This is a genomic window from Vibrio sp. 661, assembly GCF_033339315.1.
Lineage (GTDB): Bacteria > Pseudomonadota > Gammaproteobacteria > Enterobacterales > Vibrionaceae > Vibrio > Vibrio alginolyticus.
Window position 1 is genome coordinate 418791 of the sequence record NZ_JAWOUJ010000003.1, and the last position, 14694, is coordinate 433484.

Genomic DNA, 14694 nt, shown 5'->3' on the forward strand with positions numbered 1-14694 from the left:
TATTGCTGGTATTTTTTTGATTATATCTAAGCCTTATCAGTGAGTTTCTCTGCGGTCATTTAGGTATAAAAAGAACGATAGAAATGATTGCGTCATGTTCGCATAGGAAGGAAGTAACATGGATCTGTTTAACTTAGGCTCTCTTGTTGTCTCAATTTGGATAGTAGTAGTCTACTGCCTACCAGATTGGAAAAAAGTTGTTTGGCCCAAACTGGAAAAAGAAAAAGGATTTCAGCACCTCGTTTTTGCAACGCTCTTCTTTTTCAGTATTTTATGGGCCGCTCAAGCAGGTGTAAAAGAAGGATTACAGATTCATTTTCTTGCACTAACAACGCTGACGATGATGTATGGTTGGCGCATGGCATTTCTAATCAGTATCCCTGCAATGCTGGTCAACCACCTACTACATGATGTGTCCTTGCTACTCTTACCCACGTCGTTAGTTCTATCTGCCCTAATTCCGATTTTCATTAGTTACTTAGTGTTTCTTCTGAGTTACCACTACTTGCCACGAAACATTTTTGTTTTCATCTTCGTTGCTGGATTTTTCAATGGCGCGATAACAGGAAGTCTGCACCTCATCATTAACTCTTTTTATCACCTATCAGTTGGTCACTACGATTGGGAAACCATTCAACATAACTACTTTGTTTTTGTGCCGTTGCTCGCCTTTCCAGAAGGTCTATTAAATGGTATGGCACTGGCGGTTTTAACCGTATTCAAGCCAGAGTGGCTGAGAGTATTTTCAGACCGAGACTACATATACAATCATTACCATAAATAAGTGTTTTCAAACTGGTCAAAAGTGACAGTTCTTGCCATTTTTTAGTATTAAATATGTGTTGAGATCATGTTTCACTCATGTCTTAAGCGTTAACCTAAGCACATTAAAAATGTATTAGATATCTAGTGAGGTCACCATGGAAATGTCAAACGCTCAACGTTTGATTCTATCAAACCAATACAACCTTATGTCTCAACTTGATCCAAGTAATGCGGCCAAATACAAACGCTTACAAACGATCGTTGAACGTGGTTATGAACTACAAATGCGAGAGTTGAACAAAGATTTCGGCTGCCTCTCAGAAGCAGAATGTCGTGAGATCATCGACGTTATGGAGATGTATCATGCGATGCAAGAATCTTACAACATGCTAGACGATGAAGACCGCAGCAACGTAGATCAGCGCCGCTTGAAGTTCTTGGGATTTGATATCGCTTCAGAAGCGCAACAAGTACATTACGTACGTTTTCTCATCGATTCTGAAGGTTTGTACCCTCAGTTTGACAAGGCAGATCATCACTTTAACAGCCAAATGCCGATGCTAGATAAATACCGCCGTATGCTGCAAACTTGGCGTAACTGCCCTCGTCAGTATCATTTATGTGAAAACGAACTAGCGCAAATCTTCAGCGCATAAAATGGTCGTCTAAGATGAGGAGAGCGCCCGCTCTCCTTGTTATTTACCCTGTCACAAACTTATCTAAGACTTTGCTCTCTTCCTACCTCTTTCACTTACCTTGCTCAATGTAGAACAACGAATCACTGAGACTCTTCTGTCTTTGCCAAATATTTGATTTCTATTGCACCTATTCACGACATAAATTCGTCCTTAATAAAAGAGTGATTCAAATGTCACTTTTACAATAAATTCATAATTGTTAAGCAAAATTGCAAATCCCCGACTAGGCTTAAGTAGAGAAAGGCTGTGATTGAAAAATTCATATCCACCGCTCACCGTTGTAACGAAAAAACCGTCCATAAAGCAAAGTCTTTGGTGTCGCCAATCTTACATTCTGTACGAACCAAATGTGATAACAGGACGTATATTCAAACAACAACGAGCATAACTGTTGGTGGAAAGCCTGAATCAACGTTCGTCGGTAGACTGACTATTAAAGGGGAAAGCGACATGAGTATTTTCGACCACTATCAATCAAGATATGAAGCTGCAAAAGATGAAGAGATGTCGTTACAGGAGTTTTTAGCCCTGTGTAAAGATGACAAAAGCGCTTATGCTAATGCAGCAGAACGCCTACTGATGGCGATTGGTGAACCAGAGATAATCGATACGGCAAAAGATCCGAGACTAAGCCGAATCTTCTCGAATCGTGTTATCTCTCGTTATGAAACCTTTAAAGACTTTTATGGCATGGAAGATGCCATAGAACAAATTGTGTCTTACCTAAAACATGCGGCGCAAGGCCTAGAAGAGCGTAAGCAGATTCTTTACTTACTCGGCCCTGTAGGTGGCGGTAAGTCTTCGCTTGCAGAAAAGCTTAAGGCTCTGATGGAACAGATGCCTATTTATGTTCTTACTGCTAACGGCGAACGCAGCCCAGTGAATGACCATCCGTTCTGCCTATTCAAAGCCACAGAAGATGGCGATATTTTGAAAAAAGAATATGGCATCGAGCACCGTTATCTTCGCTCGATCATGTCTCCTTGGGCCGCTAAACGTCTTCACGAGTTTGGTGGTGATATCACCAAATTTAAAGTAGTGAAAGTACGCCCTTCTATCCTTGACCAAATCGGTATTGCCAAAACTGAACCAGGCGATGAAAACAACCAAGATATCTCATCATTGGTTGGTAAAGTCGATATTCGTAAGCTTGAACACTATTCGCAAGACGATCCAGACGCTTACAGCTACTCCGGTGCGCTGTGTAAAGCAAACCAAGGTTTAATGGAATTCGTTGAGATGTTCAAAGCACCAATCAAAGTGCTTCACCCGCTGTTAACAGCAACGCAAGAAGGCAACTTCAACGGTACAGAAGGCCTTTCTGCGATTCCATTCGACGGTATGATTCTGGCTCACTCAAACGAATCTGAGTGGCAGACCTTCCGTAACAACAAGAACAATGAAGCGTTCTTGGACCGTGTTTATATTGTGAAAGTACCTTACTGTCTACGTGTTTCAGAAGAAGTCAAAATCTACCAAAAACTTCTTGAAAACAGTGAGTTGTCTCAAGCCCCTTGTTCACCAAGCACGCTCGAGACTCTGGCACAATTCAGTATTCTTTCTCGACTTAAAGAGCCTGAAAACTCGTCCATCTTCTCTAAGATGCGCGTATACGACGGTGAAACGCTGAAAGATACGGATCCAAAGGCAAAAAGCTATCAAGAGTATCGTGATTATGCTGGTGTCGATGAAGGCATGAACGGTCTCTCAACACGTTTTGCCTTTAAGATTTTGTCACGCGTATTTAACTTCGACCAAACCGAAGTGGCAGCCAACCCTGTACATCTATTCTATGTGATTGAACAACAGGTTGAGCGCGAACAGTTCCCTGCTGAAACAGCAGAGAAATATCTCGAGTTCTTGAAAGGTTACCTAGTACCTCGATACGTTGAATTTATCGGTAAAGAGATTCAGACCGCTTATCTTGAGTCTTACTCTGAGTACGGCCAAAACATTTTCGACCGATATGTCACCTATGCAGACTTCTGGATTCAAGACCAAGAGTACCGAGATCCAGAAACTGGTCAGCTATTTGATCGCTCTTCACTGAATGCTGAGCTAGAGAAGATCGAAAAAACAGCTGGTATTTCTAACCCGAAAGATTTCCGAAACGAAATCGTTAACTTTGTGCTTCGTGCGAAAGCGAATAACAATGGTCAAAACCCGGTTTGGACCAGCTACGAAAAACTGCGCACAGTAATCGAGAAGAAAATGTTCTCCAATACCGAAGAGCTACTTCCGGTTATCTCATTTAATGCGAAAACCTCTTCTGAAGATCAGAAGAAGCACGACGACTTTGTCGCTCGCATGATGGAAAAAGGCTATACCGAGAAACAGGTTCGCCTACTTTCTGAGTGGTACCTACGAGTACGTAAGTCATCCTAACCCAGTATTGAGTTAGGTCGCTTGTGAAACATGAAGAGGGCTATTTCATGGCGCAATTTATAGACCGAAGGCTCAATGGCAAGAACAAGAGCGCTGTTAATCGACAGCGCTTCTTGAAGCGCCACAAAGAGCAAATAAAAGAGTCGGTAGCAGACGCAGTGAATCGACGCTCGATTACGAATACGGAAACGGGCGAAGACGTCTCTATCCCTCACAAAGACATCAATGAGCCTATATTTCATCAAGGCAAAGGTGGTGTTCGCGAACGAGTTCATCCCGGTAACGACCAATTCATTACTGGTGATAAAATTGAGCGTCCCAAAGGTGGCGGTCAAGGTAGCGGCTCTGGAGAAGGGAACGCCAGTCCAGATGGAGAAGGCCAAGACGAATTTGTATTCCAAATATCAAAAGATGAGTACCTCGATATTTTGTTCGAAGATCTCGAGCTGCCTAATCTAGAAAAAAACCAAATTGCCAAAATCACAGAATGGAAAACGCACCGTGCAGGCTTTCAAACTGCCGGTATCCCTTCCAATATCGCCGTAGTACGCTCTCTGCAACAATCTCTTGCGCGCCGTACTGCAATGACTGCTGGTAAGAAACGACTTCTCAAAGAGCTAGAAGACGAACTTGCTCGCATCAAAAATATTGAGCCTGCTCAGCAGTTTGAAGAGAACCGCTTGAAGGCTGAAATTGAAGAACTGCGCAAGAAAATCGAAAGCGTGCCGTTCATCGATACCTTCGACTTACGCTTCAAGAACTATGAGAAACGCCCGGTACCATCGAGCCAAGCGGTCATGTTCTGTCTAATGGACGTATCCGGTTCTATGGATCAGGCAACGAAAGACATCGCAAAACGCTTCTATGTTCTTTTGTACTTGTTCTTAACTCGTACCTACGAGAATGTCGAAGTCGTCTTTATCCGCCACCATACCCAAGCGAAGGAAGTGGACGAGCACGAATTTTTCTACTCACAAGAAACCGGGGGTACCATTGTATCTAGCGCGCTCAAGTTAATGGATGAAATAGTAAAAGAGCGATACCCGATTGGTCAGTGGAACATATATGCAGCTCAAGCATCCGACGGTGACAACTGGGCAGATGATTCGCCAAGATGCCGGGATCTGTTAGTGAACAAATTACTTCCAAACTGTCAGTACTACTCTTACATAGAGATCACGCGGCGCTCGCATCAAACTCTATGGCATGAGTACGAAAAACTCACTGAAGAGTTTCCTAATTTCGCAATGAAAAACATTCGCTCTGTGGAGGATATTTTCCCAGTCTTTCGTGAACTATTCCAAAAAGAAACGGCGTAAGGAGGCTAGCGATGAATACCGCAACGAGAAACCTCTCAGGAGAGGCGCCTAAGAAGCGTAACAGTAAAGTGTTGCCGGATGGACCAGATTGGACATTTGAGCTGTTAGAGCGATACCACAAAGAAATTAAGCGTGTCGCGGAGCATTATCGCCTAGACACTTACCCTAACCAAATAGAAGTGATTACTTCAGAACAGATGATGGATGCCTATTCAAGTATCGGCATGCCAATCAATTACAACCACTGGTCATTTGGTAAAAAATTCATTCAAACAGAGCAGAACTATAAACATGGTCAAATGGGGCTAGCCTACGAGATTGTGATTAACTCCGATCCTTGTATTGCTTATTTGATGGAAGAAAATACGGTAACAATGCAAGCACTCGTTATAGCGCACGCGTGTTACGGCCATAACTCTTTTTTCAAAGGTAATTACCTATTCCAAACGTGGACTGACGCCAGTTCTATTATCGACTATCTGCTGTTCGCCAAAAAGTATTTAGCCGAGTGTGAGGAACGATATGGCGTAAAAGAAGTGGAAAAACTGCTCGACTCTTGTCACGCGTTAATGAACTTTGGTGTAGACCGCTACAAGCGTCCAGAGAAAATCTCAATTACAGAGGAAAAAGCAAGACAAGAAGAACGCGAAGCATACCTACAATCTCAAGTTAATGAGCTTTGGCGCACGGTACCAACAGCCAAGACGAAAGAGGAAGACATTAAAGAGCGATTCCCAAGCGAGCCTCAGGAAAACTTGCTCTACTTCTTCGAAAAACATGCGCCGTTGCTAGAGCCATGGCAACGTGAAGTTGTTCGGATCGTCCGTAAGATCAGTCAGTATTTTTATCCGCAAAAACAAACGCAAGTCATGAATGAGGGCTGGGCAACGTTCTGGCACTATACCATACTCAACCATCTTTATGATGAGGGCTTGGTGTCTGAAAAGTTCATTCTAGAGTTCTTACATAGCCACACCAGTGTCGTGGCTCAGCCGCCTTATAACAGTCCTTACTTTAATGGCATTAACCCCTACGCGTTAGGCTTTGCCATGTTCCGAGATATTAAGCGTATCTGCGAAGAACCAACTGATGAGGACAAGGAGTGGTTTCCAGACCTAGCAGGAACCGACTGGTTAGATGCAGTGCATTTCGCGATGCATAATTTCAAAGATGAAAGCTTTATTAGCCAATACCTTTCTCCGAAATTAATGCGTGATTTCAAGCTGTTTGCGATCAACGATGATGATCATAAGAACTTTATTGAAGTCGCTGCTATACACGATGAGATGGGTTATAAACGCATTAGAGAAACCTTAGCCGCTCAGTATAACTTATCTAATCTTGAGCCAAACATTCAGGTGTTCAATGTCGATGTCCGTGGTGATCGATCGCTTACGTTGCAGTACGTTCCTCACAACCGCATCCCACTTGATGATAGTTACGAAGAAGTTCTAAAGCACGTGTATCGATTATGGGGCTTTGATGTCATTCTCCAAGAAGTGAAAGACACCGGTCACCGAGAGGTGTTAGCGACCTGCCCTAAACGGAACCAATACGACACTAACATTTAACTAATACCGCGATACAAGTAAAACAAAACGGCTCCTAATTCAGGAGCCTTGTTTATTCTTAAATCTATATGAGCATTTGTTACGCTTGCTTCTCAACAATCGCGCGCACGGCTTCTAGGTCTTCGGGCGTATCAACCCCTGCCGCTGGTGCTTCTTTCGCTACCGCCACATGAATTTTTTCACCGTACCAAAGCACTCGCAGTTGCTCAAGACACTCAATCTGCTCTAATGCACTTGGTGCCCAGTTGACATACGTATTAATGAAACCAGCTCGATAAGCATAAATACCAATATGACGCATTAATGGGTTGGCAATAGTTTTGTCTTGTTTAGCAAAGTTATCGCGATCCCAAGGGATGGTTGCTCGACTAAAGTACAACGCATAGCCTTGCTCATCTGCGACAACTTTAACAGCGTTCGGGTTGAACACTTCCTCTTCCGAGTCTATTTCTACAGCTAACGTCGCCATCGGAGCTTCACACCCAGATAAGTTATCAGCAACCTGACGAATGATGGACGGCGGAATCAAAGGCTCATCCCCTTGCACATTAACAATAATGTGGTCTGACGGAATAGCCATCTTTTCAACAACTTCGGCAAGACGCTCCGTACCTGATTCGTGGTGGGGAGAGGTCATACAAACTTTACCACCAAATGACGAAACCGCTTTCGCAACACGCTCGTCATCAGTTGCAACGATGACATCTTCCGCACCCGCTTGTAGCGCTTGTTCATAAACCCACTGAACCATAGGCTTACCACCAATATCCGCTAGCGGTTTACCAGGCAAACGGCTCGATGCGTAGCGCGAGGGGATGACAACCGTAAAAGACATTAGCGTCCCTCATCCATGCTCATAGTGCGAGCTTCAGGCTCTAGCAGAACTGGAATACCCTCTTTGATCGGGTAAGCAAGGCGATCCAATTTGCAGATCAACTCTTGATTATCTTTATCGTACGTCAGCTTACCTTTGCAAACAGGGCAAGCTACAATCTCAAGTAGACGGTGATCCATAAGCCGCTTTAACCTCTTTTATTCTATTTAAAATTTGCTCTGCATCGTTTGATTCAAACTGGGCAGATACAGGCAGATACCACCAATTATCTTGCGCATAATGGCTGCACTTGACGGCATCTTTCTCGGTCATAACCACATTGGTCCCTTGTTGAGCCAATGCTTCTAATTCTTGTTGATCAAAGTCTTGATGGTCAGCAAAACCTTTTGTGACTTTAACATCTGCGTTCATCGAGTTTAGTGTATGAAAAAAACGCGGAGGATGCCCAATGCCCGCAAATGCGACGAGATCTTTCAACTCCGAGACATCCACATGTTGCTTAGTCTTAAGATTAATAGCTTTAGAGGGTGCTAAAGCCATTGCGATTTCGCCCGTATGCGCTTGACCGCCATTGGTGATGATAAAGTCGACTTCTTTAAGTCGCTCAATACCTTCACGTAAAGGACCTAATGGAATCAGGCTTTCATTCCCAAACCGGCGATTCCCATCCACAATCACTAACTCAATATCACGGCCTAACGCATAATGTTGTAATCCATCATCCGTAATTATGATATCCACATCCAAATCTAGCAGTGCTTTCACTGCATTTGAACGCACAGGATCTACCGCAACAGGTGCTCCTGTACGGCGATGAATCAACTTAGGTTCATCGCCACAATGCTTCGCTGGCGTATCTTCTTTTAGCACTAACGGATAGGCAGGAGCCTTTGCCCCATAACCACGAGAAACAACCCCCGGCTTAAAGCCCATTTGCTGTAGTTGCTCAACAAGCCACACAACAACTGGTGTTTTACCATTGCCACCAGCAGTGATATTGCCAACCACAACAACAGGTATAGGCGCATTATAAGCTTGCTTGCGGCCAGTTTGGTATTGCTTTCGCTTTGACTTGCTTATCGCTCCAAATAATAAACTCAGTGGCCACAAAAGCGGCCACAAGAGATATTTTATTGGATGGCTTTCAAACCAGATTTTTTCAATCACCGCGCTTATTCACCAAACTGAATACGGTGCAATTGTGCATACGCACCATTTTTCTCAATAAGCTCAGCGTGGTTGCCACGTTCAATGATGGCACCATCATCAACCACAAGAATTTCATCGGCTTTCTCGATTGTGGATAAGCGGTGCGCTATTACAAGTACCGTTTTGTCTTTTTGCAGCTCATCAAGTGCAGCTTGAATAGCTCGCTCGGATTCGGTATCCAAAGCCGAAGTTGCCTCATCAAGAATCAGCACTGGAGCATCACGCAATAGAGCTCGCGCAATCGCAACACGTTGGCGTTGACCACCAGACAAGCTAGCACCATTTTCACCAATCATGGTATCAAGTCCATCATCCATTTTGCCGATGAACTCCATCGCATGCGCGAGTGTTGCCGCTTTCTCGATATCACTGCGCTCGTATTGGCCATCCGTTGCGTACGCAATATTGTTTGCTATCGTGTCATTAAACAAATGAACATTTTGCGATACTAGTGCAAATTGCTGACGTAAATTCTTTAGCTCGTAATCACGAATATCATGCCCATCTAATGTGATAGATCCACTGTCAACATCATAGAAGCGGTTGAACAAGTTCGCGATGGTACTTTTACCTGAGCCAGAACGGCCAACTAGCGCCACCGTTTTTCCTCTTGGAATATCGAAGCTGACATTTTCCAATGCTGGTTTTTCTGCACCAGTGTAAGTAAAGCTTACGTTTTTAACTGAAACATCGCCATTTGCGCGTTCAACTGTCAACTTACCTTCGTTTTTCTCAGGCTCGAGGTCAATTAACGCGAAGAGCGTTTGGCTCGCGGCCATACCACGTTGGAACTGAGAAGTAACGTTAGTCAGCGCTTTAAGTGGGCGCATCAGACCAAACATTGCAGAGAACACAACAGTAAATGTACCTGGAGTCAGTTGCTCTTTAATCGAATCAATACTTGCTAAATAAAGAACGGCAACAATTGCAAGTGATGCAATCATTTGGATGATAGGGTTAGCCGCCGCTTGAGCCGTCACCAACTTCATGCTTTGTTGACGCATTTGGTTGCTGACTTTTTCAAATCGTTTACGTTCGATGTCTTGGCCGCCATAGCTCAACACAACTTTATGGCCTTTCAGCATCTGCTCTGCTGATGCAGTTACGTTACCCATCATGGTCTGCATATTTTTGGATATTTTTCTAAAACGTTTAGAAACAACACCAATACCCCATGCTACAACGGGAGCAACAGCAAACAGCACTAGCGACAATTGCCAGCTGTTGTAAAACATCAAAACTAACAGACCAATGATACTTGCACCTTCACGGACAATGCTCACCAACGCTTGGCTAGTTGCCGCTGACACTTGCTCTGAGTCGTAGGTTATACGCGACAATAAATTGCCCGTCTTTTCCTTATCAAAGTAAGACACTGGCATATGCATAAAGTGATTGAACACCATGCGACGGACTTGCATAACTACGTTGCCAGATACCCAGCTCAAACAGTAGGTGGAGACAAATCCACTTATGCCACGGATGAACATCATGGCAAAAATAATCAATGGAAGCGTGCGTAAAAAATCAGATTCAGCGTTCCCAAAACCTTCATCGAGTAGTGGTTTTAGCAGGGAAATCATATAGGTATCTGATATGGCATTAATAACTAATGCAATGACTGCAACGACAAGACCTGACTTATAAAGGCGAATAAATTGCCATAGACGCTTAAACGTCTGCCAAGTCGTTTCATCAGTATTTATCGACATAGAAGTGCTTTATTTTCTTACATTAAGACTCTCATTCTACTCCCTTACGCAGCATCTGCCTATACCAAGGCTCAAATGTATCGCTACGTTTGGTTTCTGAGCGCCAATTATCACGGTGAATAAAGAAGCTTACCTGACCACCCTCACCAGTATCAAGCCAAGTAATGCCAAGCTTTCGGTATGAAGCAACGACACTTTCCGCTGGCATTCCCCATCGATTGTTTTTTGCTAAAGAAGCAACCGCCACACTCGGGCTCACCGCCTCAATAAATCGAGGATTCGATGAACTTTTACTCCCGTGGTGAGGGACTAGCATCACATCACTTTGTAACTTTCCGGGTTCTCTAAGCAAAATCCACTCGCTAATGGCCTCAATATCACCAGTAAAAAGCATACTAAAGTTAGAAATAGGGTCAGTAAGTCGTAATACACAGGAGTGCGGATTATACGCACGTTGAACAAGTGTAGGAGGCCAGAGCACTTCCATGTTTAATCCTTGCCATTTCCATTGGTCGCCTCTAGTGCAAGGCTCATATCCGATAAAGAATTGACTACTAAGTTTACGCTGTGGAGAAAAGGCATCTTCAATGAAAAAGCGGCCGCCTGCGTGATCATTATCGGAATGGCTTAGAATCAGTGTATCTATGCTTTCATAACCTCGTTGATGCAAAACCGGAGTGACGACCTGCTCTGCGATACTGCCGCTTTGCCATGCTTTACCAGTGTCATACAGCAACACCTTGTCGTCTTTTTCTACAACCACTGCAAGGCCATGGCCTACATCTAATACATCGATACGCCAATGCGGTTCATACTCCGATGCAAGCTTGATACTAATAACGATGCCGAGTAACAAATACCACGCGTAATGAGACATGAACCGTTGAAATATTAAGCAAACCACGATCGCCATAACCAGCATTGTCATTTCCATGCTAATGGGTTGCCAAGAACCTACTGCGTACTGTATTGACGTGCTCAATGGCTGTAATGACCAGTCCACCAAATGCCACAGAGGCTTCGCTATCATTTCAAGAAACAAAGATGAGAACAGGGCTAGAAACATCAAAGGTACAACGATAAATCCGAACCAAGGAATAAATACCAAGTTGTAGGCTATTGAGGACAAACTAAAACCGGAGAAGAAATGGCCACTAACAGGTACGATTAAAGCGCTCAACATCAATTGAGTAAGCAATAACGCTTTTAATCGCGCTTTCCAACCTCCCCTTTGATGTCGAATCAAATTAATTGCGAACAATACCGCACAAACGGAGAGGTATGATAACCAAAAGCTCATGCTGTAGGATGCAAAAGGTTGGACAAGCAGTTGTAGAGATACTGCAAGCAAAAGAACTCGCCAAGAAGTCCAGTGCACCAGAGTATACTTCAGGAGAACGTAAACAACGCATACCGACACTGCTCGCGTAGTAGGCAGAGAGAAATCCGCTAACCAAGCGTAGGCAACAGCGAAGATCAGCCCATATAAGCTAGGTAACAACTGGTATTGGGGTAATAGATAACGAACGGTACCGCCCACGACTAGCCCAAAAGTAAACGCCATACCAATATGTAAACCAGAAATGGAGACCAAATGCAGTAAACCACTGTCCCTGAGCGCTTGCCAATCTTCCTTAGACAACCAAGAACGGTCAGCAAAAACTAACGCACTTATTAACGAGAAATGATGAAGGGAAGACACATCATCAGCGACATCGGCAATAATGGATTGACGCAGAGATACATTAGAACGAACAATCCACTGAGCGTCTTTGTTAACAACCGCTCGGGCGATAATATTTTTACCCATCGCGTGCTTTTCAGCATCAAAGCCAGCTTCGTTGCGTAGACCTGTAATCGGCTTTAACGAGATGGATGTCGTAAACTCACTGTTAACATCGAGTGGAAAAGGCGTAATAAGACGGATTTTAGGTTTAAGAAAAGGTAACAGAGTTTGAGAATTTACCGCTTCTATAGCGACAATACCTTCATAACCGTGACTTATTTGCGTAAAAGGGCTGTCAACTTTACCAATTATGGTAATATTCTCCCCTGCTTGAAAAAGGGCTTGTCTCTGAGACTCCAATACATTGCCGTGGACGATGACAACCATAAAGCCCGCAATTGCGCCTATGCTAATTAAGCCACGACGTAATTTGATTATTGAGCCAGTGGTTATTATTCCCAGCAGCAACCAACGCCAATCTGGTATTGTCGGCCACCAAGCTGACGAGATTACGCTCGCTACAAATAACGCCAAGGTCCAACTTTTTTCTGAGAGAGTCATGCTGTCCTATGCCTAGAAAGCTGATAAAACGCTTCATGCCAGATCATGAATTGATCAAACGCCAAAAAGCATTGAAGGTCTTCGGCAATGTGTTGTACAACCCAAACTTGTGGTGCTTAAACCGCCGCTCGGCATCAGGGGCTTTTGCTGTCGGGTTATTTATGGCTTTTGTTCCGCTGCCGAGCCAAATGATCATGGCCGCTGGTTTGGCCATTATGTTGGGTGTCAATCTGCCCCTCTCCGTCGCTTTGGTATGGATCAGCAATCCTATCACTATGCCTGTGCTATTTTACTTTGCGTACAAGCTAGGTGCTCTAGTGATGCGTCTTCCCCCGCAACCTTTTCACTTTGAACTATCGTGGGAATTCATCATGCAGCAAATGAGCACCATTGGACCTCCATTTCTATTGGGCTGCGCAATTTGTGGGGTTGTATCCGCGATTATTGGCTACTTCGGAATTCGAGGGCTTTGGCGCTACTCCGTGGTACGGAGCTGGCAAAAACGCAAAATAAGATAAGACCTTACTGCGTAAAAATCAGCATTTGAGCTATCAGTTGAGGGGCATCTAACAGTTAGAATGAAACGCGATGTTACTCAAGTCGGATAAATACAAAAAAGGACCGAATTCGGTCCTTTTTGTTTTTCGCATATTGTAAAACAATCCGCTATTTAGAACTCAGTACAGCCGCCGGATTCAACCTTGCGGCACGCGAAGCAGGATACCACGTCGCAAGTAAACTAAGCACTATCGCCGTCACTGACACCAATGCCACATCTGGCCAGTGTAGTTGTGATGGTAAGAAGTCGACGAAGTAAATATCACCCGATAAAAACTGATGACCAATTAAGCTCTCTAACCCTTTAATTAACGGAGTCAGGTTTAACGCCACTAAGACACCGATAACACTGCCGACGAGACTACCAAATACACCAGAGAATACACCTTGCCAAACAAAGATCCGTTTGATTAGGCTATCTTTTGCTCCCATTGTTCGCAAAATTGCAATTTCCGCCGCTCGGTCTTTCACTGCCATCATCAACGTAGACACAATATTAAAACATGCCACGCCAATCACCAGTACCATCACCAAGTACATAATGGTGCGCACGAGCTGAATATCGCGATACAAAAAACCAAACTTTTGCTGCCAGCTTTTCAAATACACGTAAACATCAACCATGCTACCAACCTCGCGAACAATAGAAGGCGCATTGAGAACATCGTCAGTTTTTAGTGAAATGCCTGTGACCCCTCCCCCTAACCTCGCGTATTGCTGCGCATCAGCTAATGGTACTAACGCTAGAGAGTGGTCGATTTGGCCATTCAACGTTAAGAACCCTGACACCTTCACGCGCACACGCTTAGGAGCCTGCACTTTATTTGCGCCGCCTGTTTGCGGAATCATTAACGTAACGTAATCCCCCACGGCGACATTTAGCTCGTTTGCTACACCTCGGCCTAAGATCACTTGCTGCTGACCGGCATAAAAGTTTTGCCAAGCTTCTTGGTCAATAAAATTCGACAAGCTCGACACCGCTTGCTCGAAAGTAGGCTCTACGCCACGAACTTCTATCGCTTTTAGCTTACTGCCTTTTTCTGCCAAACCCGTAAAACGAACGTACGGTGCTGCCGCGACAACATGTTCATGTTTTAGAGCTTGATTCATCGTTTTGGTGTAGTCATGAAGTGGTCCATTAACACCTTCTAACTCGCCGTGTGGGATCACAGACAACACACGCGATTGCAGCTCGCGCTCAAAGCCATTCATTGCAGACAAACCGATAATGATCACAGCAACGCCAACCGCAATACCAATAGTCGAAGAAAGCGATATGAAAGACACCATCTTGTTGCGCTTTTTCGCTCGACTGAAGCGACCACCAATCATCAAAGCTAAAGAGGTAAACAAAA

General features: G+C 44.1%; 12 protein-coding genes. 6 read left to right on the forward strand and 6 right to left on the reverse strand.

The genetic code is table 11. The features are described from left to right. Positions 1 to 118: 118 nt before the first annotated feature. The 5 genes from R7P69_RS09900 to R7P69_RS09920 all read left to right on the forward strand — a co-directional run bounded on the left by R7P69_RS09900 (position 119) and on the right by R7P69_RS09920 (position 6738). Positions 119 to 784, forward strand: a complete 666-nt coding sequence (locus R7P69_RS09900; RefSeq protein ID WP_213962629.1) for an energy-coupling factor ABC transporter permease — start codon at positions 119 to 121, stop codon at positions 782 to 784. A gap of 136 nt (positions 785 to 920) precedes the next feature. After that, positions 921 to 1421 (forward strand): YfbU family protein, encoded by a 501-nt coding sequence (locus R7P69_RS09905; RefSeq protein ID WP_005378446.1) that lies wholly within the window; start codon positions 921 to 923, stop codon positions 1419 to 1421. A 492-nt stretch (positions 1422 to 1913) separates the two neighbouring features. Continuing rightward, a complete protein-coding gene (locus tag R7P69_RS09910; RefSeq protein ID WP_005378447.1) occupies positions 1914 to 3848 on the forward strand; it encodes a PrkA family serine protein kinase in 1935 nt (644 codons plus the stop codon). A 47-nt stretch (positions 3849 to 3895) separates the two neighbouring features. Next, a complete protein-coding gene (locus R7P69_RS09915) occupies positions 3896 to 5167 on the forward strand; it encodes a YeaH/YhbH family protein (protein WP_005378448.1) in 1272 nt (423 codons plus the stop codon). Positions 5168 to 5178: 11 nt separating this feature from the next. Beyond that, entirely contained in the window at positions 5179 to 6738 is a 1560-nt protein-coding gene (locus R7P69_RS09920) for a SpoVR family protein (protein ID WP_005378449.1), read from the forward strand. A 79-nt stretch (positions 6739 to 6817) separates the two neighbouring features. Here the strand turns inward: R7P69_RS09920 and kdsB are convergent, their stop codons facing one another. From kdsB to R7P69_RS09945, 5 genes are read right to left on the reverse strand one after another with little or no spacing between them, the layout of a single operon-like run. After that, positions 6818 to 7573: a 3-deoxy-manno-octulosonate cytidylyltransferase gene (kdsB, locus tag R7P69_RS09925; RefSeq protein WP_017820020.1), complete on the reverse strand. Its 756-nt coding sequence runs from the start codon at positions 7571 to 7573 to the stop codon at positions 6818 to 6820. Then, positions 7573 to 7752 (reverse strand): Trm112 family protein, encoded by a 180-nt coding sequence (locus tag R7P69_RS09930; RefSeq protein WP_005378451.1) that lies wholly within the window; start codon positions 7750 to 7752, stop codon positions 7573 to 7575. Before R7P69_RS09930 ends, kdsB begins: the two co-directional genes overlap by 1 nt. Beyond that, a complete protein-coding gene (gene lpxK, locus R7P69_RS09935; RefSeq protein ID WP_213898066.1) occupies positions 7733 to 8740 on the reverse strand; it encodes a tetraacyldisaccharide 4'-kinase in 1008 nt (335 codons plus the stop codon). The genes R7P69_RS09930 and lpxK overlap by 20 nt, the downstream gene beginning before the upstream one ends. Before the next feature lie 5 nt (positions 8741 to 8745). Beyond that, entirely contained in the window at positions 8746 to 10494 is a 1749-nt protein-coding gene (gene msbA / locus R7P69_RS09940) for a lipid A ABC transporter ATP-binding protein/permease MsbA (RefSeq protein WP_042522131.1), read from the reverse strand. Positions 10495 to 10525: 31 nt separating this feature from the next. Beyond that, positions 10526 to 12781, reverse strand: a complete 2256-nt coding sequence (locus R7P69_RS09945) for a DNA internalization-related competence protein ComEC/Rec2 (protein WP_238952256.1) — start codon at positions 12779 to 12781, stop codon at positions 10526 to 10528. 8 nt (positions 12782 to 12789) lie between these two features. Here R7P69_RS09945 and R7P69_RS09950 point away from each other — a divergent pair, with 8 nt between their 5' ends. Continuing rightward, positions 12790 to 13299 carry a DUF2062 domain-containing protein gene (locus R7P69_RS09950; RefSeq protein WP_005387834.1) on the forward strand — a complete coding sequence of 170 codons (510 nt, stop codon included), beginning with the start codon at positions 12790 to 12792 and terminating at the stop codon, positions 13297 to 13299. A gap of 148 nt (positions 13300 to 13447) precedes the next feature. Here the strand turns inward: R7P69_RS09950 and lolE are convergent, their stop codons facing one another. Next, on the reverse strand, positions 13448 to 14692 hold the full coding sequence (lolE, locus tag R7P69_RS09955; protein WP_086046604.1) for a lipoprotein-releasing ABC transporter permease subunit LolE: 1245 nt from the start codon (positions 14690 to 14692) through the stop codon (positions 13448 to 13450). Between the last annotated feature and the right edge of the window lie 2 nt (positions 14693 to 14694).

Excerpts from the sequence above, each read along its gene's own strand:
- R7P69_RS09900 (WP_213962629.1), top strand. The coding sequence starts at position 119 with ATGGATCTGTTTAACTTAGGCTCTCTTGTTGTCTCAATTTGGATAGTA.
- R7P69_RS09950 (WP_005387834.1), top strand. The coding sequence starts at position 12,790 with ATGCCTAGAAAGCTGATAAAACGCTTCATGCCAGATCATGAATTGATC.
- R7P69_RS09915 (WP_005378448.1), top strand. The coding sequence starts at position 3,896 with ATGGCGCAATTTATAGACCGAAGGCTCAATGGCAAGAACAAGAGCGCT.
- R7P69_RS09910 (WP_005378447.1), top strand. The coding sequence starts at position 1,914 with ATGAGTATTTTCGACCACTATCAATCAAGATATGAAGCTGCAAAAGAT.
- msbA (WP_042522131.1), bottom strand. The coding sequence starts at position 10,494 with ATGTCGATAAATACTGATGAAACGACTTGGCAGACGTTTAAGCGTCTA.
- kdsB (WP_017820020.1), bottom strand. The coding sequence starts at position 7,573 with ATGTCTTTTACGGTTGTCATCCCCTCGCGCTACGCATCGAGCCGTTTG.
- R7P69_RS09945 (WP_238952256.1), bottom strand. The coding sequence starts at position 12,781 with ATGACTCTCTCAGAAAAAAGTTGGACCTTGGCGTTATTTGTAGCGAGC.
- R7P69_RS09905 (WP_005378446.1), top strand. The coding sequence starts at position 921 with ATGGAAATGTCAAACGCTCAACGTTTGATTCTATCAAACCAATACAAC.
- R7P69_RS09920 (WP_005378449.1), top strand. The coding sequence starts at position 5,179 with ATGAATACCGCAACGAGAAACCTCTCAGGAGAGGCGCCTAAGAAGCGT.
- R7P69_RS09930 (WP_005378451.1), bottom strand. The coding sequence starts at position 7,752 with ATGGATCACCGTCTACTTGAGATTGTAGCTTGCCCTGTTTGCAAAGGT.